We start from the raw sequence: 25,521 nt of genomic DNA on the forward strand, positions 1-25,521 counted from the left end.
AAATTTACAACGATGGCAAATCCATTATTTCTGCTACGGTATGAAACGAACCAAATACCACAATTCTATCATTCTCACCCGCTTGTGATAAAGCTGCACGATAAGCCTCTGCTACTGAAGCATAAGTTGTTATCGCCGAAATATGCTGGCGAGCAAATTTCTCTTCCAGCGCTGCTGTTGTCAGACCTCGCGGTAAATGCAGCGGCGCAATATACCAGCTATCAAACTGGTCTTTCACAATTTCCAGTACCCCTTCAATATCCTTATCAGCGAGCATACTAAAAACAGCCAGACGTTTCTCTGCATACGGTAAAGTAATCAAGCTGTTGCGCAACGCCCGTGCCGCATGAGGATTATGCCCCACATCCAATATCGTCAGTGGCCGACCGGGTAATACCTGAAACCTGCCCGGATGATGTACTCGCAGCAAACCACGTTTAATCGCACCGATATCCAGCGGCAGACGATCTGACAAGCATTCCAATACTGTCAACGCACAGGCCGCATTACTCAGTTGAAAGTTCCCTCGCAAAGCCGGTATTGGCAGAGCATGGCGGGCATGTTCTCCAACAAACAATTGACTGTTTTGGGGATGAAAACGGTATGACCATTGCTGCATTTCCAACTTATGATAATCAAAATCCCGTCCAAGCAGCAGTAAATCTGCACCCACTGCCTCAGCATGTGCCGCTAAACTTTCCGGTACCGGCAGCTGAGCACAAATCACTGGCCGGCCACCACGCATAATACCGGCTTTTTCAAACGCCACTTTTTCTATCGTATTGCCAAGATAGGCTTCATGATCCAGATCGACACTGGTAATCACCGCCACATCCGCATCAAATACATTTACTGCATCCAGCCGGCCACCCAGTCCCACTTCCAGCACCATAATATCTACCTTCTGCTGGTCAAAGACTTCCACTGCAGCCAGTGTATTGAATTCAAAGTAAGTTAGTACAGTATTACCACGTTCAGCCTCTATACGTTCAAACGCCTGAACTATCAGCTCATCCGCAACCGGCTGCGCATTGATAGCGATTCGCTCATTAAAACGCAGCAAGTGTGGGCTGGTAAGTGTACCCACACGATAGCCAGCTTCGCGATAAATCTGCGTTAGATAGGCACAGACAGAACCTTTGCCATTTGTCCCACCTACAATAACCACTGGACAATGCGGCTGTAGTCCCATGCGTTCCCGCACCGTACCTACACGAGTCAGTCCCATATCAATCTGCCCGCCCGTCACACCCTGTTCCAGATGCTGTAGCCAGCGTTTTAATTCAGTTGCATGAAATTTTTCTGTCATTATTCTAATTATTCATCCTGAGCCGCAGCCAATGGATGACCTTATACAAAATTGATTGCGGCTCAGCAACCTGAGCCGTATGCGGCTGACACCAACGAGCCCATACCTGCAACCGCCGCCATGACGGCGCATCTGTCATATCTGGCAACAATAATTGATACACGCTCCCTTTGGCGGTCTGCCATCGCAAAGCCATCAGTCTGGCTCTAATCACACTGTCAGTAGACAAGACAGCAGGAACTGCCCCTTTTCTGGATGTCAGTATCAGACTGGCCTGCTCCTGACCATTGATTTCAATTCGTTTTATTCTGGTATGAAGCAAACCATAACCCGCCCACAAAACGGATAGTACCCAGACCAGCAAAAACAACGCCCGCTGCCAGCCTGTGCTATACAGCACAACAGCAGTGAGTGCCAGCCCATGCATAATCAGAGCCAAAAACTGAGCTCTCAAAGACGGGCGCACACGCACAACACAGGCTTGCATCAGTCAGCGCCCCTATTCGTCACCATATACGGGCGATATCTCCAACTGTGCATCTACCAGATCCAGAACCATATCATGTACTTCAACAGTGAAAAAATTCCAGAACTGGTCAATATCCAGCGCCGGCCACAATTTTCGGTCTACTTCCCAAGCAGAAAGCTCAGCCTCAAAAATCAATTTAAATCGTTCACCTAAATAACCGATTATTTGCTCAGGCGTTTCAAATTCCGGTACCAGCAGCGTCGTACAATTACTTTGCAATTGCGCCAACGTCAATTCCGGCAAATCTTCACTGGTCTGGTGCAGCCAATCCAGAAACGCCTGAGCTGGTTTCAGCACCACCGCACTGCGATCAACAAAATACATACCTTTTCCTTACTTAAATTACCAATTCACGATATTGTAACATTGTCTAACAGCGTAGATTTCACCAAACAACCTCAGTATTTGCCGTACAATCTTCTTATTCTTCTCTTAAGGTGAACTGCCATGACAACCACCAGCCATCTAGCGCATCTGTCTCAGCTACTCAGTGCCAGAGAAATCATTACCGATTCCAGCCTTATTGAGCCTTACTGTACAGACCAGCGCGGCCGTTATCATGGACAGGTATTTGCCGTATTACAACCGCATTCAGTATCCGCTGTACAGAGCATTCTGCGTTACTGCCAGCAGCAACAAATACCGATTACGCCTCAGGGAGGCAATACCGGATTGTGCGGAGCAGCCACCCCTCATAGCTGCACTGCCGGTAAAGGTATCATCCTTTCACTCAGCAAACTCAACCGCGTCCGCAAGCTGAGTCTGGCCGATAACACCATTACCGTAGAAGCCGGCATGATACTGGCAGATGTACAGGCCGCAGCCAAACAGGCCAACCGTTATTTTCCCCTCAGCCTCGCCAGCGAAGGCTCCTGCCAGATAGGTGGTAATATCGCCTGCAATGCTGGTGGACTAAATGTTGTGCGTTACGGCACCATGCGCGATCTGGTACTTGGATTAGAATACGTACTGCCCGACGGTCAACTGGTGAGTCACCTCAATCCACTACATAAAAATACCAGCGGCTACGAAATGAGCCAGCAAATCATCGGCAGCGAAGGCACACTGGCCATCATTACCGCCGCCACTCTTAAACTCTTTGCACCACCGCAAAGCATACTCACCGCATGGGTCGGATTAGATAACATACAGGCAGCCACCAGCCTACTCTCTGCCCTTAAAAACCATTTCGCCGAACGCTTGTCCAGCTTTGAATTAATCAGTCAGGCTGCCCTGAATCTGTCAGCCAGATACAGCCAGCTGCAAGAACCAGTCAATGCTAAATGGCATATTCTGTTTGAGCTTACCGATAGCTTGCCCACTCAAGATCTGACCGAGCCATTAATCAACGTACTCGAACAAGGCAACTGGCTCAATGCCATCATTGCCGATTCAGAAACCAAACGTCAGCACCTGTGGACATTGCGCGAAAACATATCTGCAGCTCAGCGCAGTCTGGGCGCCAGTATCAAACACGATATCGTAGTACCAATAGAAAGAGTAGCCGATTTTATCGAAAGCTGCCAGCAGAGCCTCTTCACAGCCTTTCCACAAACCAAAACCATTCTCTTCGGACATCTGGGCGACGGCAGCCTGCATTACAACGTTTTCATTGCCGACATCCGCAGCAACGACGTATATCACTATGAAAAAGAAATTAACCAAGTGGTCTACGAACAAGTTTTACAACATCAAGGTAGCATTGCTGCCGAGCACGGCATCGGCCAACTGAAAAACCAATGGCTATCACAGGTACGGACACCTGCTGAAATCAACTGGATGTGGGCGCAGAAACACTATTTTGACCCAAAAAACATTCTCAATCCCGGCAAGGTTCTGCCACCCCAGCCATGATATAGTAAGCCTTTTGCCAGACAGCCTAGAAACATGAGCGAAGTAACCCTGTATACAGATGGCGCCTGCAAAGGTAATCCCGGCTTAGGTGGCTGGGGTGCATACCTGCAATCCGGTAGCCATAGCAAAGAACTTTTTGGCGGCGAAGCCAACACCACCAACAACCGTATGGAACTAACCGCTGTCATACAAGGACTGGCAGCCCTAAAGCGTCCCTGCATTGTTCATATCTATACTGATTCCCAGTACGTTAAAAAAGGCATGCAGGAATGGATACACAACTGGAAAGCACGCGGCTGGAAAACCGCCTCAAAACAACCAGTAAAAAACGCTGAGTTATGGCAGCTACTGGATGTCGAAGTAAACAAACATCAGGTGCACTGGCACTGGGTCAAAGGCCATAATGGACATCCAGGAAACGAAAAAGCTGATGAATTGGCTAATCGCGGCGTGGATCTGGTGAAATAATGACAATACAACTTCTTGTACGCATATATAATTACTAGAATTATTCATAAGAACAATAAACTATCAATTAATTTAAACAATATTTATTCATCATGATAAAATTTCTAAAATTTAGATGATTCATCTCCAAATGATAAATTTCAAACAATATTGAGACAAAATCAAACCGCAAATTTTACGATATCCGTTTATATATCTTTAAATTTAAAGTATAGAAATCATCAACTAAAAGTAATTTTTATGAGGAAAAAATAAGCAAGCGTTCGATATTATTTTTATCATCATAATTTCAAAAATAGTTTATTAATAAAACGTACTCATTTTCTATATATCCACATTTACCACACAATCAGCTCGATTAATACAAAGTTGTAAATATATACCCTACAACGCAACTACCTAAAGTAATGCGACGATGCTAAATTTTTAGTAGCATCTTTTTAAAATTGCCAGATATCGCCCATAGAAACTAATTGTTAAATAACTAAATTTCTGAACAAACAATTTATTAAAATTTGTCTTCTTATACAAAAGAAAAGCCGGATATTTTAATATCCGGCTTTTTCATTTACTAAGCTGAGTGCCTAAGGCTGCATTACATCATGCCGCCCATGCCACCCATACCGCCCATGCCACCCATATCTGGAGCTGCAGGTTTGTCTTCCGGTAATTCGGTGATCATGCAATCAGTAGTCAGCATCAGGCCAGCAATGGAAGCAGCATGCTGCAAGGCAGTGCGGGTTACTTTAGCAGGATCCAACACACCCATTTCCAGCATATCGCCGTATTCACCGGTACCAGCGTTGTAACCATAGTTACCAGAACCATTCAATACATTGTTCACCACAACGCTTGGTTCATCACCAGCATTGGCCACAATCTGACGCAACGGCGCTTCAACTGCTTTCAGCACGATTTTCACACCAGCTTCCTGATCAGCATTGGCACCTTTCAGGTCTTTAATGGCTGCACGGGCGCGTAGTAGAGCTACACCACCACCGGCTACCACACCTTCTTCCACAGCAGCACGAGTAGCATGCAGAGCATCATCTACGCGGTCTTTTTTCTCTTTCATTTCTACTTCTGTGGCAGCGCCTACTTTAATTACAGCCACACCGCCGGCCAGTTTAGCCACACGTTCCTGTAATTTTTCTTTATCGTAGTCGCTGGTTGCAGTTTCAATCTGTTTGCGGATTTCAGCAACACGGGCTTCAACAGCAGCCTTGTCACCCAAACCATCAATCACAGTGGTGTTTTCTTTACCCACTTCTACACGTTTAGCCTGACCCAAATCTTCCAGAGTGGCTTTTTCCAAAGACAGACCCACTTCTTCAGCAATCACGGTACCACCGGTCAGGATAGCAATATCCTGCAACATGGCTTTGCGGCGGTCACCGAAGCCCGGCGCTTTAACAGCAACGGTTTTCAGAATACCACGAATGTTGTTCACCACCAGTGTAGCCAGAGCTTCACCTTCAACATCTTCAGCAATAATCAGCAACGGACGGCTGGTTTTAGCAACCTGTTCCAGCACTGGCAACAAATCACGGATATTGGAGATTTTTTTATCAAACAACAGAATGTATGGGCTATCCAGACCGGCAATCTGTTTTTCTACATCAGTTACGAAGTAAGGAGACAAGTAGCCACGGTCAAACTGCATACCTTTAACCACTTCAACTTCATTTTCCAGAGATTTACCGTCTTCAACAGTAATCACACCTTCTTTGCCTACTTCATTCATAGCTTTAGCAATGATTTCACCAATGGATTCATCAGCATTAGCAGAAATAGAAGCTACCTGAGAAATCTCTTTAGATTTTTCCGGTACAGGTTTGGAAATGGTTTTCAGCTCAGCAATTACTGCTTCAACCGCTTTATCAATGCCGCGTTTCAGATCCATCGGATTCATGCCGGCAGTCACATATTTCATACCTTCAGTGACAATTGCCTGAGCCAGCACAGTAGCAGTAGTGGTACCGTCACCGGCCACATCGTTGGTTTTAGAAGCCACTTCCTTAACCAGCTGCGCACCCATGTTTTCGAATTTGTCTTTTAGTTCCACTTCTTTTGCAACAGACACACCATCTTTGGTGATATGCGGGCCGCCAAAAGCACGGTCCAGCAATACATTACGGCCTTTAGGGCCGAGAGTTACTTTTACTGCTTCAGCCAGAACATTGACACCAGCAACCATTTTCTGACGAGCTTCGTCAGAGAATTTCACATCTTTTGCTGCCATTTGAAACTCCTAATCTTTAATAATCAATTACGCAAATACAAATAAAATAGAATTTCTGGATAAACAATTATTCAACAATACCGAAAATATCTTCTTCGCGCATTACCAGCAATTCTTCACCGTCAACTTTAACAGTTTGACCGCTGTATTTACCGAAAATCACTTTATCGCCAACTTTCACATCCACTTTCAGACGGTCGCCGTTTTTCAGCAGTTTGCCATTACCAACTGCAATCACTTCACCCATATCAGGTTTTTCAGCAGCAGAACCTGGCAATACAATACCAGAAGCTGTTTTTTCTTCAGCTTCCAAACGTTTTACCACAACACGGTCATTCAAAGGACGAATAGTCATATTATCTTCTCCACATCTTTGGTGCGCAAAGCACCTCAAAGTTGGTTAATACAAACCCGCATATATAGCGGGACGTAAAATTCATTTCGATAAATAAAGTAAGGCTAGGCGGCCACAATTCAAGAGTAAGTGAAGTAATTATTTTCCTAATTCTTACAAATACTTAGTAAAATTGACAGAATATTCCTGCACTTACCAGAGTCAGGCACCCTACCGCAGACAAAATATTACCGGCCGGAATATCATAAGATATTCAGAAAATATTTCTGGCGCCACAAGCTTAACGTTAATATTGCAGACTTGACCCGTACGCGCATGCAGGAATTAAAAAAGCTTTCTCTATCAAACGGCAACCAGATTTTCTGGTAAATAATCTGCGTACTGTTTCTATACATTATTAACTCAAGTATACCCAGCAGAATTTTCCAGCCTATTGAGATGGGAACTGTAAACAAATTACTTCACACGTTGCCACAAATGTTCTGAGTCCTTATCAATCATGTTCAAATCTGCTTTCAACTTCAGCAGATAATAGTTCCCGCGCCCTTGCAATTCGTGAGCGTACAGTACCAATCGGACAGCCCATTATCTGAGCAATTTCTTCATATGACAAATCATTGATTTCGAAAAGAATAATCGGTTGACGCAAATTAGGTGGCAACTGATCAATTGCTTCGCCCAGCACATCAATCAACTCGCGGTTTAATAATTGTTTTTCAGGTGTCTGATAGTCGGACAAATGTTCGAGAACATCAACTTCTTCCCCATTCTCATCCACTATTTCAGTAATCATTTGCGGTTCGCGTCCATATACAGCAATCATAGACTTAGCCGTATTCATCCCAATACAGCATAACCAAGTATAAAACTGACTACTAGCCCGAAACTGAGGTAACGCTTTGTAGGCTTTGAGAAAGGTTTCCTGTACCACATCCAACGTAATCTGATCGTCATGAGTAAAACGACGCAGAAAATGCTTTAATCGACGCTGATATTTGCTCACCAGCAAACTGAAAATCTGCGCATCACCCTGCTGAGCCTTACGCACCAACACCTGTTCTTCCACCTGTGGGGTACGGTTTTCATGCATATAGTTATCCTCTAATTTTATTGTTATTGCATCAATCGACAGCTGAGTCTGCGTAGCTGAATTATTATTTTTCCAACTTAAAGCCTAATAGGCAAATCCTTCATCAAAGGCATCCAGCCATCAGCAACACCTACGTTAGCAGCAACAGCCACATTAATCACAGCAATACAATGATTATCGGCATCACATAATACTGGCCAGACAGCACGCATAAAAGGAGGAATTTTCCGTTCCTGTAATAATTTTTTAACCTTTTTTCTGCCTCCTTTTAAAACAATTGTATCCTGAACATCGACCTGACGAACTGTCCATCCATCAGCGATTTCCACCAAACCAAAATTATGACATCTCCATTCCAAATAACCAGCCTTCGTCAGTTGCCTGCTGCTTGCCGGCAGCAAATCAAACCAAGGCCATTGAGCTGATGCATGCTTTTTATCTATCCACAACCTGAAATCATAATAGATTACACGAGCGTATGGTAAAGACCATTGTGCACCATTTTTGCTTTCCATCAACTGTCTTGCAAATTCTGTCAGTGAAGCTGAAGTAGACATGCCCAGACCATTTTTCTGAGCAAAAAGACGCAATTGCTGCCGGCGCCGTGCTGCACTAAGTGTTTGCCACAACGGAATATCAAAACCCTGTTGCTGTGCATGCAACATTGTCCAATCAGCTTCAGCCACTTCATCCAGCAACGCCAGCTCATCCTGCAAACGACTAACAGCAGCTTCAACTTGATTATCCATATATGGCAAATGGGCACGCCAGTATGGCAAACCATCCAGACGTAGCCAGTTGCGCAGATAGATGCAGTTGCGGTTACTGTCGTCTTCTATATGCTCAAGCTGCATCGCTTCAGCATAATTCTTCAGCTGCTCGCGCGAAAAAGGCAACAGTGGCCGCCATAGAATAGTGTGCTCTGTTAATGCCCGCACGTCCGGCATCGCAGCCAGAGAGCGCAGACCGCCGCCACGCAGTGCGCCTAGAAAAAAAGTTTCAATCTGGTCATCACGATGATGTGCCAGCACCACCACTTCCGCTCCACTTTCTGCATAAGCCTGATAACGCGCCTTACGAGCCGCAGCTTCCACACCCTCTCCGCTGGCACTGACCGTTACCTTAACCAGCTTTAGTGGAACAGACCAAGTTGCGCAGACCTTCTGACAAAAAGCAGCCCACTCATCAGCATGGCTACTTAAGCCATGATGCACATGAATTGCAGACAACTGCAACGGCAGTACATTACGCAACTGAGTCAGCGCATGCAGCAATACCACAGAATCCAGACCGCCACTAAGGCCAACAGTCAAAATACAACGGTCAGCCACAGAGGCTGACCATTGTTGTGCAATATTGTCACATAAGCGGACACATAAATTATTTAGCGTTGAACTGACCATAATGCATCAGGCGGTCAAAGCGACGGGTAAGTAAACTCGACAACTGCTTGCCTTTGGCCTCTTCTAACTGGCTAGTCAGTACCGCTTTCACCCGTTGCATAATTTCCGGATAATTGCGATGCGCTCCACCCAAAGGCTCTTCAATCACCTTATCAATCAATTTCAGCTCTAGCAGGCGTTTGGCAGTAATGCCCAGTGCCTGTGCTGCTTCCGGTGCTTTTTCCGCAGTTTTCCACAGAATTGAAGCACAGCCCTCCGGTGAGATCACAGAATAGGTAGAAAATTGAAGCATATTTACATAATCGCCTACAGCTATAGCCAGCGCACCACCAGAGCCACCCTCGCCAATAATCGTACAAATTACCGGCACCTTTAGTCGTGCCAGCTCATATAGATTGCGTCCGATTGCTTCAGACTGGCCACGTTCTTCTGCACCAATACCCGGATAAGCACCAGGGGTATCGATAAATGTCAGCAAGGGGATCTTGAATTTTTCCGCCAGCTTCATTAACCGCAATGCCTTACGATAACCTTCCGGTTTAGGCATGCCGAAATTGCGGCGAATTTTTTCCTTAGTATCACGGCCTTTCTGATGGCCGATTACCATAACACTTTCTCCATTGAAGCGCGCCAGACCGCCCACTATTGCAGCATCATCAGCAAAAGCACGGTCACCGTGCAGCTCTTCAAAGTCAGTACACAGCGCCTCAATATAATCTAAAGTATAAGGACGCTGCGCATGGCGTGATACCTGCGAAATCTGTACCGGCGACAGCTTGGCAAAAAGATTCTTGGTTAAATCATCGCTTTTCTTTTTTAGGCGCGCGATTTCTTCGGAAATATCCACAGCCGATTCATCCTGCACAAAGCGAAGCTCATCAATTTTCTGTACCAATTCGGCTATAGGTTGTTCAAAATCCAAAAAAATCTGTTTCATTGTTAAGATATCCGCAAAAACACGTGGCAGCTATGATACGCGAAGAAATGAAGCAATGCAGCCCTAAAATTAAAAAGCTGTAAACACAGCCACAAAAATCACACATAAATATATGATTTTATAGATTATTATCAAAAATACAAAACCATATCTCAAGATTTACCATAGACCACAAACATCGCATTTAGAAAAAATTTAACCATAAACAGCAATAGTTTAATCAAATAATACCAATCAGAATGCCAAAAAAATAAATCTCCTGCAATACACAAATCCACAACGGTATATCTACAACAAATATACATTAACAGCTTGCCAAGACTGGGTTTTACCTACTAAAATTAGCGATTTTCTGTTGTCTTGGCAGAATAAAATTACTTCGATTTTTTCACTAAGGAATACACTATGGTAGTTATCCGTTTGGCCCGCGGTGGTTCTAAACACCGTCCTTTCTATAACATCGTCGTAGCTGACTCTCACAACCGTCGTGATGGTCGCTTCATCGAGCGCGTTGGTTTTTACAACCCTGTTGCCAATGAAAAACAGGAACGTGTACGTCTAAGTACAGACCGTTTGAACCACTGGATTGGTCAAGGCGCGCAGCTGAGCGAAGCTGTAGCCAAACTGGTTAAAGAACAGAAGGCTGCGGCCTAATTCAGCAGTAAAGCAAATGAACAGTACACAGCCACAATGGGTAGCAATGGGCTATATTAAAGGTGTATTTGGCGTAAAGGGCTGGGTAAAAGTCCATTCCGATACCGAATATACCGACAGCCTGCTTGACTATCCGCAATGGCAGCTGAGCAAAGATGGACAAACCAAAACCGTAAGCATTGCCGAAAGCAAAATCAGCGGTGATGAATTACAAGTACGGTTTGACGGTATCAACGATCGTGACAGCGCAGCCTTACTGCGCGGCTTCACCATTGAAATAGACCGTGCCAGCTTTGCAGAAACCGAAGAAGATGAGTATTACTGGACAGACCTAATAGGCCTAACCGTATTTAACCGTACACAGGAAAACCTTGGTACTGTCAGTTCATTAATGCAAACCGGTGCACATGACGTACTGGTAGTAGACGGCGATTTCGGCCGCAAACTGATTCCTTTTGTCGCACAATACATCGATGAAGTAAACCTGCCACAACAGCAGATTAGTGTAGACTGGGGCAGCGACTACTGATGTACATTCAGGCCATTACCCTGTTTCCGGAAATGTTTACTGCTCTTACAGACAGCGGCGTTACCGGACGTGCATTGCAGCAAGGTATCTGGCAGTTTGCTACAATCAATCCGCGGCAGTTTGCAGATAATCCACTGGGCTATATTGATGACCGCCCTTACGGCGGTGGCCCGGGCATGATTATGATGGCGCCGCCTTTACAGGCCGCCATTGATATGGCTCGAAAGACCAGCCCTGAAGGACGGCTGATTTATATGAGCCCACAGGGCAAACCTCTGAGTCACACACAAGCAGCCAGTCTGGCCGATGAATCGGCACTGATTGTGCTGTGTGGCCGATACGAAGGCATTGATGAACGTATTCTCACCAGCAACGATGTGACCGAAATCAGCATTGGCGACTTTGTGGTATCCGGTGGAGAATTACCAGCCATGATGTTAATGGACGCTGTTATCCGGCTGCTGCCAGGTACATTAGGTGATGCACGCTCAGCAGCAGAAGATTCATTTGCCACTGGTTTACTTGATTGCCCGCACTACACGCGTCCGGTAGAATTTCGTCAACAGACCGTTCCCGACGTACTACGCAGTGGCAATCATGCATTAATCGCCAAATGGCGATTAACACAGGCGCTTAGGCGCACTTGGACACGTCGACCAGATTTACTGGCCGGCCGTGTATTAACCCCAGAGGAATCCAGACTCTTGCAAAATATCAGACAAGAGGAACGGGACATCCCATTATAATTAGGAAGCTTAATATGAACTTGATTCAACAATTAGAGCAGGAAGAAATCGCTCGTTTGAATAAAGAAATCCCGGCCTTCGCGCCAGGTGATACCGTGGTTGTTTCTGTACGCGTTACCGAAGGTAGCCGTACCCGTCTGCAAGCCTATGAAGGCATTGTGATTGCTCGTCGCAACCGTGGCCTGAACAGCAACTTCATCGTACGTAAAATCTCCAGCGGTGAAGGTGTGGAACGTACATTCCAGTTATACTCTCCAGCCGTTGAAAAAATCGAAGTTAAACGCCGTGGTGATGTACGCCGTGCCAAACTGTATTACCTGCGTGGCTTAACCGGTAAAGCTGCCCGCATTCGTGAAAAACTACCGGCTCGCAAAGCCTAAGCAGTATACACAACACATTAGCTGCCTGAAGCAGACTAATACTAAGGCCGAATCTATTGATTCGGCCTTTTTCTTAGCTCATTCAGTACCTCTTCATATTTATCATACCGACCGTGGCAAATACATAAAAATCATATACATCTGCCATCAAAAAACATACTCAGATTTAGCCTATTATTGCCATCCGCCCTACGTCAAAATAACACTCAGTAAAAATAAAAAATACCAAAACTTATTGCAGATTCAGTCCATTATTCAGTCGGCTAATTTAAACAGCGGCAAAAGTTGAAAAATGTTAAAATTACACGATTTTTGTCTGTTTTCTCTTAATCAGCTTTGTACTTTGCCCTAAGGAAGCGCACTAATGAGCCAGTCCCTGAGTTATCGCGATGCCGGTGTTGATATTGATGCTGGCGATTCGCTGGTCGAAAAAATTAAACCTTTTGCCAAACGCACCATGCGTCCTGAAGTATTGGGTGATTTGGGCGGCTTTGGCGCTTTGGTGGAAATCAGCAAGAAATACCGTCAGCCAGTACTGGTTTCTGGAACTGATGGCGTCGGTACCAAGCTAAAACTGGCTTTCGAATGGGATCAGCACGACACTATTGGCATCGATCTGGTTGCAATGAGCGTGAACGATATTTTGGTACAGGGTGCAGAACCTCTGTTTTTTCTGGATTATTTCGCCTGCGGCAAACTGGATGTAGAACGAGCAGCCGCAGTAATTAAAGGTATTGCTTCTGGTTGTGAACAATCTGGCTGTGCCTTGATTGGTGGAGAAACTGCCGAAATGCCGGGTATGTATCCCGATGGTGAGTATGATCTAGCAGGATTTGCGGTAGGAGTGGTGGAAAAAGAACAGGTTATCAATGGACGCAGTATTGCTGCTGGTGATATTGTGCTGGGGCTGGCCTCCAATGGCATCCATTCCAATGGTTACTCGCTGGTACGCAAAATCATTGAACGTGCTCGTCCAGAGCTGGACGCCCCGTTTGCAGACGGCCAAACCCTGAGGCAAGCGATCATTGCACCTACCCGCTTATACGTCAAACCTATTCTTGCAGCGTTGAAACAGTTTACCATCAAAGGTATGGCACACATCACCGGCGGTGGTATAAGCGAAAACGTGCCTCGCATTCTGCCTGAAAACACCGTAGCAGCAATAGATGCCCAGTCGTGGCCACTGCCCAAACTATTTCAATGGTTACAACAGGCCGGACAAGTGGACAGCCAGGAAATGTACCGTACATTCAACTGCGGCATCGGCATGGTATTGGTAGTGAATGCTGCTGATGCTGCTGCGGTGCAACAATTTTTACAGCAGCAAGGCGAAACGGTTTACGAGATAGGTGTGATACGTAGTCGTCAGAGCGATGAACATCAGACACAGATAAGCTAAAAGTTTATATCAGACATATCCTTAAAAAATTAAATTATTTTTAATTGAGCTAAAGCTATTTACTGCATAAATGTAGTTGATGGCTTTTATTTTAAGTCTATTAAATAGATTTACTATTATGTTTAGAGTAATAGCATTAATCATATTATTGTTACTATCATCTCTGAGCAATGCCAATAATCTAGGATTTAAGACTTCAACTTTATCAGATATCGATAAAAGAAGAGAAATAAGCATCTTTGTAATCTATCCTACCAATTCTGATTCAAAGCCAATTTTATTTGCTGATAGTTCGGTATTTTCAGGTTTTTATGCAATAGAAAATGCCAAACCTATAAACAATTCATATCCTTTATTAGTGATATCCCATGGATATGGTGGTAATTGGCGCAACTTAAGCTGGATAGCTTCAAATCTTGCCAAACTAGGATATATTGTTGCTTTAATTGATCATCCAGACATATCTAAATATAGTAAAACCCCGAAACAAGCTGCACAATTATGGCAAAGACCAATCGATTTACAACGTACTATTACCTTTTTGCAAGAAAATCCTGATTTTGCCGGAAAAGTAGACAACAATAATATCTCATTACTGGGACACTCTTTAGGTGGTTGGACAGTGATGGTCGCTGGCGGTGCTAATTTTAGCGTTGCACAGTTTCTTGAGGACTGTCGTATAACTAAGGCTCAACACGAATGTGAACTAAGTGAAGCGTTAGGGATAAGATCAAATAAGCAATCAGCGTTCAACCATCTGTATGACCCAAGAGTGAAAAAGATTATTGCACTAGATACGGGATTTGCTCGGGGGCTGACTAAATCAAGTCTGAAGAAATTAACCATCCCTACATTAATTATCAGCGCTGAAATCAATATTGGTGACCTACCCGTTGAAATGGAATCAGGTTATCTGGCTGAAAATTTACCTGTAACCAAATATATTCTGCTTAAAGATGCCATGCATTTCAGTTTCATACAAGAATGTAAAAAAGATGCTTTCAGTATTTTGCCTGAAAAGGATAAAATTATTTGCAAAGATGAATATGGCGTTAGCAGAAAAAATATTCACACCATTATTCTAAAATATATAAAAGAATTTTTAGATGTAAACAAAAAAAAATTTTTTATTAAATAACCCATTTCTATAAAATTAGCTTAAATATTACTGTTAACAAAACATATTTAGCTATTCAAATCCTAATGCTGGTGAAATAATGGTTTAATCCTTTTTACGTAACCCTTTTTTAAGGATGGTTGCTTTATTACTAGGTACATTTAGTAGTACTAAAGTGACAAGAAGCTATAGCCCTGCTCTGGTAAAAATAACGGTATGTCACAATGCTAGCTTGGCAAATTTGTCTGCAAAGATGATGGCTTCGGTAAATTTAAACGAATTTGAAGATATGATATAAAAAAGACGTTTTTTAATAACGCCTTTTATGTCATTAGAATTAAAACTAATTAGCTTATTTTTTATAACCATTAATATTTAAAACAATTAGTGGTCATAAACTAATTTTTAAAAATAAAACTAAAGCTCGATTTGCTTCAACACTTAATAAATTACAATCTAATAATATAATTACATACTGTATAGCAATCAGAGATAATCATTCCGCTACAACCGCTGGAAGCAACCGTTCAATCCATTGGCGCAGTACAATCAGCTTACCGTGAAAAAAGTGGCCGGAACCGGGTATGACCACTACCGGTAAATTCTGTGCTTCAGCCCAGTTCATACTATTCTGCAACGGCACCACTTCGTCTTTCTCACCATGAATCAGCAAGGTTGTGGCCGAATTATAGGCATCTGGTACATCAACTGTATACATCCCGATTGCAGGACCCATCAGCAGTAAGGCATCTGGGCGAGCAGTTAAGGCACTGAATAAGGCCACATAGCCGCCAAAAGAGAAACCTGATAATACCAGTTTAGTCACCTCGGGATGCTGTGTACGTGCAAAATCCACTACGGCTAAACAGTCTGCTACTTCGCCACGGCCATAATCGTGCTCGCCATCGCTATTGCCTACGCCGCGCAGATTGGGCAGATAACAATGAAAACCCAGTGTGGTTAGTGCTTTGGCAGCAGTTTGCACAACTTTGTTGGTATTTAATCCGCCCTGCAACGGATTGGGATGATTAATTACCGCTACACCCCGTGCTGTACCTTGTGCCGGCAAATAAATGGTTTCCAGTCTGCCAACCGGCCCATTAATCCAGATATTGGGTTGTTGCTTCAGCATCTGCTTTACTCACTACTTTCGGGTTTATCTAATAATAAACGGGTAACAACACAGTCGTTGGCCAGTTCTTCATCCAGAATTTCCTGCAAATCAGTTTCATCCACATAGGTATACCACCGCCCTTGTGGATACAATACCATGACTGGCCCTTCATCACAGCGGCCAAGACATCCAGCACTACTGATGCGCAGTTTGCCCACACCCATCAGTCCCATGGCTTTGGCGTGGCCTTTCAGGTAATCTACTGCATCGGCACCAACGTTATCATCGCCACAGCTTTGGCGACAAGGATTGTCGCGCCGGTTGGTGCAGACAAACAAATGTTTGGCATAAAAACTCACATCTTTTCCTTTAATCTGCCTGTTCACGCTGGCTATTTGTATAAGTGTGCCAGTGTGGGTTATTCATCATTAAATGTTAGTGGCCGGCTGGGGTTTTCCTGTTGTGCTTTAATCGCTGCCAGCATGGCGGGTAACGCAAGATTAAAACGGTCTGCCCGCTGTTGAGCACGTTTTTTTAATTTGCTCCACTCACGCATGGAAGGTGGCTGCTGAAAAGCAAGTACAGCAATATTGCCGTGGGTTTCTGCCGGTACCATTAGCACTCGGTTTTCGAACACTTCACGTAAGCGACGCACGAAAGTATGAAAACGCTTGTCCCCCTGCCACCAGTTGGTGACAAATATACCGTTTTCACTTAGTGCCTGCCGACAATCTGCGAAAAATGGTTCGGCAACCAAACTATCGATAATCTGCTCACCATCGAAGCCATCTACTAGGATAATATCAGTATTGCCGCGCAATACTTTGACGTATTCCGCACCATCATCCTCAATAATCTCAAAATGATCGCCTTCATACGGCAGCTCAAACATACTGCGAGCAATGCTGATCACTTGTGGATTAATGTCTACTGCTGTCTGTCGGGTTTCAGGCAGATACGCATCTATCCAACGTGCAAACGAACCCCCACCAAGACCAATCTGAGTAATATGCTGTGGCAATTCATCTACAAACAATAGCCACGCCATCATGGCACGGCTATAAGACAATACGAGCTCAGCAGGATAATCCACATTCATTGAACTTTGTATGGTGGGTGTACCTAAATGCAGAGAGCGTATATTACCTGATTCGGATATACCCACTTCCGGTAATTCATGGCGTGCGGGACGTAAACGGCGATAAGGATGTTGTGGCATAGCGTTTTCCATCATCAGATAAAAAATAGGAGGCTTGTTGATACAAGATCAGTAATGGTTTGCTGAAACATAAACAGATTAAATAGAATAGAACATTATGCTACCCGCTCCATTCTGTGGACGCTAAACTAGCATCAAGCTGACAGCAAAGCTGAATAAATCCATAATCACAGCCTCATTAACCAGACTGGAATGCGCAGTGTTATGGTGAGTCCGTTCTAGCAGGTATTATATAGGGATGGCGGATTTTTTGTTTTATAATATGGTATTTATTTCATGTCGTTGCTTGAGCATTGAATAAGATTTGTTAAAACCCTAATTTATCAATCCTATGCTAGCATATTTAGCATATCACCTTGAGTTAAAGGTTAAAGTTGCTACTGTAGTGACTCAAGCAAAAAACGCGTGCATTAGCTTATCAGGGTTTTATCACTCTATTATTTTAAACAGAAATGCTAATGAATTTTCTGTTGATTTCACCTGCATTTGCTAAATATCAGAGATAATAAACTTCTTCAAACGCTTTCAGCTATTCTCAATTCAAATTAAAACCATAGAAAAAACCTGCTACATCTAATTTGCAACAGGTTTTTTAATGGTCTTATCGGATTTAGTACTGGCAAAAGCCCTGTTCATGTATCACAGCCAGAATATCATCACGTTTAAAGCGTTTACGTGATATTTTATCGGCTATCTGCTTAGTAAATGAATCAATGCGCTGGTTACTATCGCGTTGGCCATAATAGGTTTCGACAATGGCATCATATTCTGCAAAATTCTGAAGATTGAATTCATCCTGATATTGATTTTCAAAAGAACGCAGTGGCAGTGGCATCCGCGGTTTGACCTGTGTCCGTTTCTCAGGCACACCAACTTGCAACCCAACGAGAGGAAAAGTCAGCTTCGGCAGCTTCAACATCTGAATAATGGGACGGATATCGTTTTGAATGCTACCCAAATAGACACTGCCCAGCCCCATACTTTCAGCAGCAATAACCACGTTCTGAGCCGCAATCAGCGTATCTTCCATGCCCTGAATAAATAGATCAGTACTACTTAAGCCATCGTCAGCTAGGCCAAGCTGAGCTCGAATGCGATGATTACGATACATATCCACTACGAAAACCAGTAAGTCCCCGTTTGCGCCCACATAATCCAGATGGCAAATATTGCGAATCTGTTCACGCAAATGGCTATCGGTAACCCGGATAATGGAGCATTGCTGTAAAAATTCCGATGTAGGCGCAAAGCGTGCTGCCTCCATCAGACGGGTATATTGTTCATCAGTCAGCGTTTGATCTTTGAAACTGCGTACAGTATGCCGTTGTAACAATAATTCTTCTGTGGCAGAAATATTCATTAGTTCCCCTTAGCATGATTGGTAGTTAAGTACAGAATGAAGGACAATCTGTCTGGACTCTGAAAAGAGAAAACCGATACTAATGTATTACTGGCACACTGTTAATATCAATCCTGTTAAAATATTATTTCCTATTAAGAAACTCAGAACAGTTTTTTACACTCAAAAAGAAAATTTAGTTAACAAAGAGAAGCACTTTCTGCTTTCTACCAACTTTGTAGTCATATAAGCTGCAATGAAAGATAGGTTTCAGCCAATGTGGCAAAAACTAACTTAGACATCCAAATTGGATATTATTGCAAAAGGGCAGCGTTTGGCTGCCCTTTAATTTGTTTATTGTCCGGCAAGTAAATGCAGTGCTTCCTGATATTTAGCCAATGTTTTAGCGATAATTTCTGGCGGTATGTGCGGAGCAGGAGGCTGCTTGTTCCACCCAGATGCGACCAGCCAATCACGAATAAACTGTTTATCAAAAGAGGGCGGATTGGTGCCTACCTGATAATTTTCCACTGACCAGAAACGACTGGAATCTGGTGTGAGCACTTCATCCATCAACGTTAAAGTACCATTTTCATCTATACCAAACTCAAATTTGGTATCTGCAATGATAATGCCTTTACTTCTGGCATAGGCTGCAGCTTCAGTATACAGCTCAATCGCTTTAGTGCTGACCTGCTTAGTGAGCTCTTCGCCCAGTAGTGAAATACATTCTGCCAGAGTGATGTTCTCATCATGGTCTCCAACAGCCGCCTTGCTGGACGGAGTAAATATCACTTGTGGCAACGCTTCAGCCTCAAGCAGACCAGCAGGTAGTTTAATACCACATACGGCACCTGTTCGCTGGTAATCACGCCAACCGCTACCAGAGAGATAGCCTCTGACAATCGCTTCAATTTTCAATGGTGTTAGTTTTTTTACCACCACTGCCCTTTTGGCCAATTTTTCTGCTTCTTGGTGTGGCAATACATCATAAACCGTCTCACCGGTAAAGTGATTGGGCATGATATGCTTCAGTTTATTAAACCAAAAATTTGAAATCTGAGTAAGAATTTCACCTTTTCCTGTTATAGGTTCAGGTAAAATTACATCAAAAGCAGATAAGCGATCTGTCGCCACCATCAGCATACGCTGCGCGTCAATCTCATATAAATCGCGTACTTTACCCGAATATATTTTTTTCAGTCCCAGCTCAGTCATCTTTCATTCCCATGCAGCAGTTTATTGCTAATATATTAATATCTGTGCAAATGCATATCCTTGTGCTAAGGTAGACATTGTGAAACAGATGTTAGCAGCCAAGTTTATTTTAACCGATATTGCCCCCAAGCAGGCACTCTGTATGCAGTAATCGGTCTTTAAAAATTGGCTGCAAATTTTAAACTTTCTGATATTTTTTCATGCCCACTGGAAGGAGAATGACCATGGCTGATTTTGATGCACAGAAAAAAGATCTAATGAGAGAAGTACGTTCAGTACTGGATGAAGTAGAAGATTTATATGAAAAAGCTGGCGACAACGGTTCAGATCAGGCCAAAGCACTGAAAGACCAGTTGCGCAAAAAACTGGGTAATACCAAATCCAAACTAAGTGAGCTGGAAAGCACCATTGCCGACAAAGCCCGTGCCACAGCTGAACGCACAGATGAGCTGGTACGTGAACAGCCGTATTATGCAATGGGTATCGCTGCTGCTGCAGGCTTTATTGCCGGCATTTTGCTCGGACGCTGTCGCGGCTAATCATTACCAGCATAGTCTCCATTCAGGCAATCCGGTAATTTCACCGCTTGCCTGAATATTATTCACTTTTTAACGGATACCATTGCATGAGTATTGGCAATATTGGCCGCGATTTGCGTCAGCTAAAAATCTGGCTTGCTTATGGCAGTGAACTGCTGTGGATTCGTCTGCGCATGCTGCGTCTGGATGCCATTGCCCAACTACAAAGCATCATTGTACTGCTGATACTGGCAGTATTGGTTGGGGCAATGTTTTTTCTCGGCTTTATCAGCCTGTTATTTGGTCTGAATGCAGTATTGGAGCCGGAAACTAAGGTTTGGGTGTTTTTTGGTCTGGCCATATTGTTTTTATTGTTAATCTTATTGCTGACTATCGTTATAGTAAAACTTATACGCAAACAAAGTCAGTTTATGACGCAGACCCTGTCAGCTATTACAGAAGATATCAGCTACCTGAAAGGTGGCAGCCATAGCAGAATTGACGGAGAGCAATAAATGAGTAAATCCGACAAACTGAATCTTGCCCAGCAGCGTGAACTGCTGAATCTTCAGGCACAGAGTGCACGGTTGAAATTAATGGCAGAACAATTGAAAAACGGCCACTCCACTAGCAAATCAAACTTGTGGCAGCGCTCACTGAATATAGTAGACAAAATTCCGGCTGGCAGTCTGGCATTGAAATTGGCCAATAAACCCAGACGCTGGCGAAACAAAATTCTGGTCGGTGCCTTATTAACTACTGCTACTCTTATCGCTAGTAAAATCAGTCAGTCTCTTCGTCAGCGGTAAATACACAGAGTCTCTACGACTGAATTTTGATGGTATGCTCGCTGCCACCATCCAGAACAAATCCTCTTACAGTGCGTAAGAGGATTTGTTATTGCAAAAGAAAAAATTAAATTCCGCGTAAAAGTTCATTCACACTGGTTTTAGCACGAGTTTTTGCATCTACTTTTTTCACAATCACAGCACAATACAGGCTATGGCTACCATCTTTTGCCGGCAGACTGCCGGACACCACCACCGAACCAGCAGGTACACGGCCATAGGTAATTTCACCGCTTTCACGGTCGTAGATTTTAGTAGATTGTCCAATGAATACACCCATGGAAATGACACTGCCTTCTTCGACAATCACACCTTCAACAATCTCGCTACGCGCACCGATAAAGCAATTATCTTCAATAATAGTAGGTGCCGCTTGCAATGGTTCAAGCACCCCACCGATACCAACACCACCACTTAAATGAACATGCTTACCAATCTGAGCACAAGAGCCTACCGTAGCCCAGGTGTCTACCATTGTACCTTCATCAACAAACGCACCGATGTTCACAAATGAAGGCATCAGTACCACATTTTTACCGATATGGCTACCGGCACGCACTACCGAACCCGGTACCGCACGAAAACCTGCTTGCTGAAAGTCAGCCACACCCCACTGAGCAAATTTGGTTGGCACTTTATCAAAATAGCGTCCCACTCCATCATCGGTAACCACATTGTCACTGATACGGAAAGACAGTAACACAGCCTTTTTAGCCCATTCATTTACCTGCCACTGATTCCCCTGCTTCTCAGCCACACGCAGGCGGCCACTATCCAATTGCTGTAAGGTTTCATTTACTGCTTCTTTCACTTCGGCTGATACCGATGCCGGTGTGATTTCAGCACGATTATCAAACGCTGTTTCTATCACTTGTTGTAAAGACATAAAACAATTCCTATCATCAATGATTCAGTTCAGGTAATGGGCAACGGAACAACACCATTGCCAGCCAGCAAACGCGGTTCAGGCGGCTGTGGCAAAGATTGGGGATTATATTGACGCAGACAAGCCGAAAAATCGGCAAACGGAATTTCGCGTCCGCCAAAGCTGGCCAGATAGCTGGTATACACCTGACAATCAATCATGGGTACACCCTGCTGCTGAAAATAGCGCACTGCATGCACAAAGGCAATTTTGGAAGCATCTGCTGCATGGGCAAACATGGATTCGCCATAAAAAACACGCCCAATCAAAACACCGTACAATCCACCGGCTAGATAAGGCTGTCGGTCAGCATCCTGATACCAGCATTCAAATGAACATGCATGCTGCATCTCATACAACGCACGATAAGCATATTGCATTTCGGGTACCAGCCATGTACCGTTCTGTCCGGGACGCGGTGTCTGTGCACAGTTGCTCAGCACCTGCCGGAAAGCATAATTCATGGTTACAGCATAAGACTTATTGCGCAGATTTTTAGCCAGTGAGCGGCTAATTTTCAGCTCATCCGGAAACAGTACCATTCGCTGCGCGAAGGACCACCACATGATAGGCTCATCCGAGCCATACCACGGAAAAATACCCCGCCGGTATGCAGCCAGTATCCTTGCCGGCTGTAAATCGCCGCCAATCGCTACCAGACCATCACGCTCGCGCTGAGCGTTTTCTAAATCGGGAAAATCCAGATTGGTGCTACTCAGTTGCGGAATAATCGGCCGATAAGCAGTCTGACTCATACTAGACAGTCCTGCCAGAATTATTTACAGATATTTAGTGTCAAATTGCTGACACTCACTGCATACCCCATACATATATAAGGCATGGTCAACAATACGATAGCCATTATCGTCGGCAATTTTCTTTTGTAGCTTTTCAATTTCTTCACTACAAAATTCAGTAACTTTGCCACATTTAATACACACCAGATGATCATGGTGGCCGCCACGGTTTAGTTCATAAACTGCCTTGCCGGTTTCAAAATGATGGCGCAGCAGAATATTGGCCTGTTCAAACTGTGTCAGAACACGATAGATAGTAGCCACACCAATTTCCACACCTTCATCCAGCAGACGACGATATACATCTTCCGCACTTAGGTGTTGTTCGGGCTGCGATTCAAATAGCTCCAGAATCTTCAGTCTGGGGCCTGTCACCTTTAAACCGTTATCTTTCAGTTGAGCTACATTGTTATTCATGATGCTTATTTCACCACTAGCTGATAATACTCGCTATAATACGCACTTTTAAGGCAATTGCCCACTCGGTGTCATACAATGTCGCCACCGCCATTGCTAACTGTTTCGTCCCAGCTCCGAGGTATCAGCATGAAAAAAATCTACTGCCTGCTGGCCGTGGCCATACTGGGCCTAAGTGCCTGCACCACAGCCAAACTGGCACAAATTCCTTCCTACAAACTGAAAATTGTACAAGGTAATGAGCTTGACCAAAACGTAGTGAATTCATTACAACCCGGCATGAGCCGCGAACAGGTACAGATGCTGCTGGGTACACCGTTGCTGCGTGACCCCTTTCATGCCAATCGCTGGGATTACGTGTTTGTAGTTACCCGTGCCAGCCAAGTGGAAGAAGAAAAGAAACTCACCCTTTATTTTGATGCCAATGGCAACTTAATTCATGCTGAAGGAGACGCGCTGACCGCACAACCACAGCCAGTGCCCACAACACTCTTCACCCCATCGGAGTAAATGTATGTCTACATCCCGCCTGAGAATTGCCGTAGCCGGCGCCAACGGCCGTATGGGTCGAGCCCTTATTCAGAGTATCAGCCAGCGTCACGATTGCGTATTAAGTGGAGCACTGGAACACAATGGCTCACCAGCCATCGGGCTGGATGCCGGATTTGCCATTGGGCTGGAACTGGGTGTCAGCATTTGCCACGACCCTGAAAAAGTGCTGGACAATACCGATGTACTGATAGATTTCAGCAAACCCGAATCCACGCTTAGTAATCTCGCCATCTGCGAACGGCTTGGCGTAAAGGATGTTATCGGCACTACCGGATTCGACGAAGCCGGCAAACAGCGCATCAGTGACGCAGCGCAAACAATTGGCATTGTCTTTGCACCCAATTTCAGCGTTGGCGTCAACCTTACCTTTGCTTTATTAAATACAGCCACTCGAGTTTTAAACGAGGGCTATGATATCGAAATCATTGAAGCGCATCATCGTCATAAAGTAGATGCACCGTCCGGGACAGCACTGCGTATGGGCGAGGTCATAGCCGATGCACTGGGTCGAGACCTAAAAACTTGTGCTATCTATGGCCGCGAAGGCCATACCGGTCCACGTGACCCGCAGACCATTGGTTTTTCCACCATCCGTGCCGGCGACATTGTTGGCGACCACACTGCCTTATTTGCTACAGATGGTGAACGCGTAGAAATTAGCCACAAAGCTTCCAGCCGTGCTACTTTTGCCAACGGAGCTGTCCGAGCTGCCGTCTGGCTGCGCCAGCATGAGCAGGGACTTTTTGATATGCAAGATGTGCTGGGACTGAAATAATCTAGCTGATGAATATGTAATCTCGGGGTTAGCTTTAATCAGGCTAACTCCGTTTGTTTATCTTCTGCCATTCTATTAAGTCAAATAAAACGCTTTATTTCACCCTAGCCTCACAAACAGATTTTTTATTAATAATCAAAAAAAAACCATTGTCGGCGACAATGGTAAAATGGATTTTTTATATATTCAGGCAGCCATAGCCATACATTTGTCGGCACAATTTGTGCAGGCTTCAGCGCAGCGCTGGCAATGATCCATTTTAAAACGGGCACATTCCTGCGCACAGGCGCGGCAAACCTCAGCACATAACTGACATACCTGCACTACGAATGGACTGTTCATGCACATAAAATTTACCGCCAGAGAACACATAGCCGCACACTGCATATCTAAATGAATACATTTCGCCATCATTTTGACATCATCTTCTTGCAAGCAAGCGGTGGAACAATACTGACACAGAGCAATACAACGGTTACATGCTTCTACGCATTCTTTAAACTGACGGGCATCCATAATTATTATCCTTTTTTAACAATAGATTGATTTAACAGGGAAAATCAAAATCAGTCTATAAAATCATCGCGCATATTGCAATGCGGTTCGATGTAAATATAATCATGAATTAGCTAGAATAAATTAAGTTTTAACAGCAATTAATCAATCTCTGCCAAATTTTTTCCCCGCTTCCGGTTAGCTTAAATAAATAAAAAATAAAATTATTATCTATCTATTAGTCAAGCAAACAATGATGATGAGCAATTATTAACAGTTACCATTACACTTG

The 25,521-nt window shown here is 44.1% G+C and carries 30 protein-coding genes; 13 read left to right on the top strand and 17 right to left on the bottom strand.

Annotation, left to right across the window (positions count from 1 at the left end; genetic code table 11):
* Window positions 1–4: 4 nt before the first annotated feature.
* The 3 genes from folC to ABU615_RS03880 are packed head-to-tail and all read right to left on the bottom strand — an operon-like array spanning window position 5 to window position 2,162.
* Window positions 5–1,309: a bifunctional tetrahydrofolate synthase/dihydrofolate synthase gene (gene folC, locus ABU615_RS03870; protein WP_367487262.1), complete on the bottom strand. Its 1,305-nt coding sequence runs from the start codon at window positions 1,307–1,309 to the stop codon at window positions 5–7.
* 4 nt (window positions 1,310–1,313) lie between these two features.
* A complete protein-coding gene (locus ABU615_RS03875; protein ID WP_267404331.1) occupies window positions 1,314–1,796 on the bottom strand; it encodes a protein YgfX in 483 nt (160 codons plus the stop codon).
* Between the two features lie 12 nt (window positions 1,797–1,808).
* On the bottom strand, window positions 1,809–2,162 hold the full coding sequence (locus tag ABU615_RS03880) for a hypothetical protein (RefSeq protein WP_100140304.1): 354 nt from the start codon (window positions 2,160–2,162) through the stop codon (window positions 1,809–1,811).
* A 123-nt stretch (window positions 2,163–2,285) separates the two neighbouring features.
* Between ABU615_RS03880 and ABU615_RS03885 the strand changes: the two genes are divergently transcribed.
* Window positions 2,286–3,692, top strand: coding sequence for an FAD-binding oxidoreductase (locus ABU615_RS03885; protein WP_367487256.1), 1,407 nt, complete (start codon window positions 2,286–2,288; stop codon window positions 3,690–3,692).
* 33 nt (window positions 3,693–3,725) lie between these two features.
* Window positions 3,726–4,160: a ribonuclease HI gene (gene rnhA / locus ABU615_RS03890; RefSeq protein ID WP_367487254.1), complete on the top strand. Its 435-nt coding sequence runs from the start codon at window positions 3,726–3,728 to the stop codon at window positions 4,158–4,160.
* Between the two features lie 595 nt (window positions 4,161–4,755).
* On the opposite strand, the gene groL is transcribed toward rnhA, so the two are convergent.
* The 5 genes from groL to ABU615_RS03915 all read right to left on the bottom strand — a co-directional run bounded on the left by groL (window position 4,756) and on the right by ABU615_RS03915 (window position 10,187).
* The gene (groL, locus tag ABU615_RS03895) at window positions 4,756–6,402 is read right to left on the bottom strand and encodes a chaperonin GroEL (RefSeq protein WP_100140308.1); all 1,647 of its coding nucleotides are present in this window, start codon (window positions 6,400–6,402) and stop codon (window positions 4,756–4,758) included.
* A 67-nt stretch (window positions 6,403–6,469) separates the two neighbouring features.
* Window positions 6,470–6,757, bottom strand: a complete 288-nt coding sequence (gene groES, locus ABU615_RS03900) for a co-chaperone GroES (RefSeq protein WP_100140309.1) — start codon at window positions 6,755–6,757, stop codon at window positions 6,470–6,472.
* A gap of 493 nt (window positions 6,758–7,250) precedes the next feature.
* Window positions 7,251–7,847, bottom strand: a complete 597-nt coding sequence (locus ABU615_RS03905) for a sigma-70 family RNA polymerase sigma factor (RefSeq protein ID WP_100140310.1) — start codon at window positions 7,845–7,847, stop codon at window positions 7,251–7,253.
* Window positions 7,848–7,924: 77 nt separating this feature from the next.
* On the bottom strand, window positions 7,925–9,250 hold the full coding sequence (gene tilS, locus ABU615_RS03910; RefSeq protein ID WP_367487250.1) for a tRNA lysidine(34) synthetase TilS: 1,326 nt from the start codon (window positions 9,248–9,250) through the stop codon (window positions 7,925–7,927).
* The gene (locus ABU615_RS03915) at window positions 9,228–10,187 is read right to left on the bottom strand and encodes an acetyl-CoA carboxylase carboxyltransferase subunit alpha (protein WP_100140312.1); all 960 of its coding nucleotides are present in this window, start codon (window positions 10,185–10,187) and stop codon (window positions 9,228–9,230) included. Before ABU615_RS03915 ends, tilS begins: the two co-directional genes overlap by 23 nt.
* A gap of 405 nt (window positions 10,188–10,592) precedes the next feature.
* On the opposite strand from ABU615_RS03915, the gene rpsP reads away from it, so the two are divergent.
* The 6 genes from rpsP to ABU615_RS03945 all read left to right on the top strand — a co-directional run bounded on the left by rpsP (window position 10,593) and on the right by ABU615_RS03945 (window position 15,033).
* Entirely contained in the window at window positions 10,593–10,841 is a 249-nt protein-coding gene (rpsP, locus tag ABU615_RS03920) for a 30S ribosomal protein S16 (protein ID WP_100140313.1), read from the top strand.
* Window positions 10,842–10,857: 16 nt separating this feature from the next.
* On the top strand, window positions 10,858–11,370 hold the full coding sequence (rimM, locus tag ABU615_RS03925; RefSeq protein ID WP_267408434.1) for a ribosome maturation factor RimM: 513 nt from the start codon (window positions 10,858–10,860) through the stop codon (window positions 11,368–11,370).
* A complete protein-coding gene (gene trmD, locus ABU615_RS03930; protein ID WP_367441509.1) occupies window positions 11,370–12,116 on the top strand; it encodes a tRNA (guanosine(37)-N1)-methyltransferase TrmD in 747 nt (248 codons plus the stop codon). The genes rimM and trmD overlap by 1 nt, the downstream gene beginning before the upstream one ends.
* Before the next feature lie 14 nt (window positions 12,117–12,130).
* The gene (gene rplS, locus ABU615_RS03935) at window positions 12,131–12,496 is read left to right on the top strand and encodes a 50S ribosomal protein L19 (RefSeq protein ID WP_025331156.1); all 366 of its coding nucleotides are present in this window, start codon (window positions 12,131–12,133) and stop codon (window positions 12,494–12,496) included.
* A 364-nt stretch (window positions 12,497–12,860) separates the two neighbouring features.
* Window positions 12,861–13,895, top strand: coding sequence for a phosphoribosylformylglycinamidine cyclo-ligase (gene purM / locus ABU615_RS03940; RefSeq protein ID WP_367487245.1), 1,035 nt, complete (start codon window positions 12,861–12,863; stop codon window positions 13,893–13,895).
* Between the two features lie 79 nt (window positions 13,896–13,974).
* On the top strand, window positions 13,975–15,033 hold the full coding sequence (locus tag ABU615_RS03945) for an alpha/beta hydrolase family protein (RefSeq protein WP_370389256.1): 1,059 nt from the start codon (window positions 13,975–13,977) through the stop codon (window positions 15,031–15,033).
* A 475-nt stretch (window positions 15,034–15,508) separates the two neighbouring features.
* Here the strand turns inward: ABU615_RS03945 and ABU615_RS03950 are convergent, their stop codons facing one another.
* From ABU615_RS03950 to ABU615_RS03970, 5 genes are all read right to left on the bottom strand, one after another.
* On the bottom strand, window positions 15,509–16,144 hold the full coding sequence (locus ABU615_RS03950) for an alpha/beta hydrolase (RefSeq protein WP_367429709.1): 636 nt from the start codon (window positions 16,142–16,144) through the stop codon (window positions 15,509–15,511).
* A gap of 5 nt (window positions 16,145–16,149) precedes the next feature.
* Window positions 16,150–16,485, bottom strand: a complete 336-nt coding sequence (locus tag ABU615_RS03955) for a ferredoxin (RefSeq protein WP_367487239.1) — start codon at window positions 16,483–16,485, stop codon at window positions 16,150–16,152.
* A 59-nt stretch (window positions 16,486–16,544) separates the two neighbouring features.
* The gene (locus ABU615_RS03960; protein ID WP_267390555.1) at window positions 16,545–17,345 is read right to left on the bottom strand and encodes a polyamine aminopropyltransferase; all 801 of its coding nucleotides are present in this window, start codon (window positions 17,343–17,345) and stop codon (window positions 16,545–16,547) included.
* A 610-nt stretch (window positions 17,346–17,955) separates the two neighbouring features.
* On the bottom strand, window positions 17,956–18,705 hold the full coding sequence (locus tag ABU615_RS03965) for an NADPH-dependent oxidoreductase (protein ID WP_267408439.1): 750 nt from the start codon (window positions 18,703–18,705) through the stop codon (window positions 17,956–17,958).
* A 333-nt stretch (window positions 18,706–19,038) separates the two neighbouring features.
* Window positions 19,039–19,902: a phosphoribosylaminoimidazolesuccinocarboxamide synthase gene (locus ABU615_RS03970; protein ID WP_367487233.1), complete on the bottom strand. Its 864-nt coding sequence runs from the start codon at window positions 19,900–19,902 to the stop codon at window positions 19,039–19,041.
* A gap of 224 nt (window positions 19,903–20,126) precedes the next feature.
* On the opposite strand from ABU615_RS03970, the gene ABU615_RS03975 reads away from it, so the two are divergent.
* The 3 genes from ABU615_RS03975 to ABU615_RS03985 all read left to right on the top strand — a co-directional run bounded on the left by ABU615_RS03975 (window position 20,127) and on the right by ABU615_RS03985 (window position 21,229).
* Window positions 20,127–20,441 carry a YqjD family protein gene (locus ABU615_RS03975; RefSeq protein ID WP_100140529.1) on the top strand — a complete coding sequence of 105 codons (315 nt, stop codon included), beginning with the start codon at window positions 20,127–20,129 and terminating at the stop codon, window positions 20,439–20,441.
* An 86-nt stretch (window positions 20,442–20,527) separates the two neighbouring features.
* Entirely contained in the window at window positions 20,528–20,935 is a 408-nt protein-coding gene (locus ABU615_RS03980) for a phage holin family protein (protein WP_100151695.1), read from the top strand.
* A complete protein-coding gene (locus ABU615_RS03985) occupies window positions 20,936–21,229 on the top strand; it encodes a hypothetical protein (RefSeq protein ID WP_367487228.1) in 294 nt (97 codons plus the stop codon).
* A 106-nt stretch (window positions 21,230–21,335) separates the two neighbouring features.
* On the opposite strand, the gene dapD is transcribed toward ABU615_RS03985, so the two are convergent.
* Genes dapD through fur form a run of 3 tightly spaced genes read right to left on the bottom strand, consistent with a single transcriptional unit; the run spans window position 21,336 to window position 23,407 of the window.
* Window positions 21,336–22,154, bottom strand: coding sequence for a 2,3,4,5-tetrahydropyridine-2,6-dicarboxylate N-succinyltransferase (gene dapD / locus ABU615_RS03990; protein ID WP_367487226.1), 819 nt, complete (start codon window positions 22,152–22,154; stop codon window positions 21,336–21,338).
* Between the two features lie 29 nt (window positions 22,155–22,183).
* Window positions 22,184–22,948 carry a leucyl/phenylalanyl-tRNA--protein transferase gene (gene aat, locus ABU615_RS03995; RefSeq protein WP_370389257.1) on the bottom strand — a complete coding sequence of 255 codons (765 nt, stop codon included), beginning with the start codon at window positions 22,946–22,948 and terminating at the stop codon, window positions 22,184–22,186.
* Between the two features lie 24 nt (window positions 22,949–22,972).
* Window positions 22,973–23,407, bottom strand: a complete 435-nt coding sequence (fur, locus tag ABU615_RS04000; RefSeq protein ID WP_100140327.1) for a ferric iron uptake transcriptional regulator — start codon at window positions 23,405–23,407, stop codon at window positions 22,973–22,975.
* A gap of 129 nt (window positions 23,408–23,536) precedes the next feature.
* Here fur and ABU615_RS04005 point away from each other — a divergent pair, with 129 nt between their 5' ends.
* Complete coding sequence (locus ABU615_RS04005; RefSeq protein WP_267404304.1) at window positions 23,537–23,917, top strand: outer membrane protein assembly factor BamE; 381 nt, start codon at window positions 23,537–23,539, stop codon at window positions 23,915–23,917.
* A 4-nt stretch (window positions 23,918–23,921) separates the two neighbouring features.
* On the top strand, window positions 23,922–24,734 hold the full coding sequence (dapB, locus tag ABU615_RS04010) for a 4-hydroxy-tetrahydrodipicolinate reductase (RefSeq protein ID WP_370389258.1): 813 nt from the start codon (window positions 23,922–23,924) through the stop codon (window positions 24,732–24,734).
* 186 nt (window positions 24,735–24,920) lie between these two features.
* On the opposite strand, the gene ABU615_RS04015 is transcribed toward dapB, so the two are convergent.
* On the bottom strand, window positions 24,921–25,250 hold the full coding sequence (locus ABU615_RS04015; protein WP_370389259.1) for a four-helix bundle copper-binding protein: 330 nt from the start codon (window positions 25,248–25,250) through the stop codon (window positions 24,921–24,923).
* Window positions 25,251–25,521: the final 271 nt, after the last annotated feature.

The sequence above is a fragment of the Snodgrassella alvi genome (assembly GCF_040741455.2).
Classification (GTDB): domain Bacteria; phylum Pseudomonadota; class Gammaproteobacteria; order Burkholderiales; family Neisseriaceae; genus Snodgrassella; species Snodgrassella alvi_E.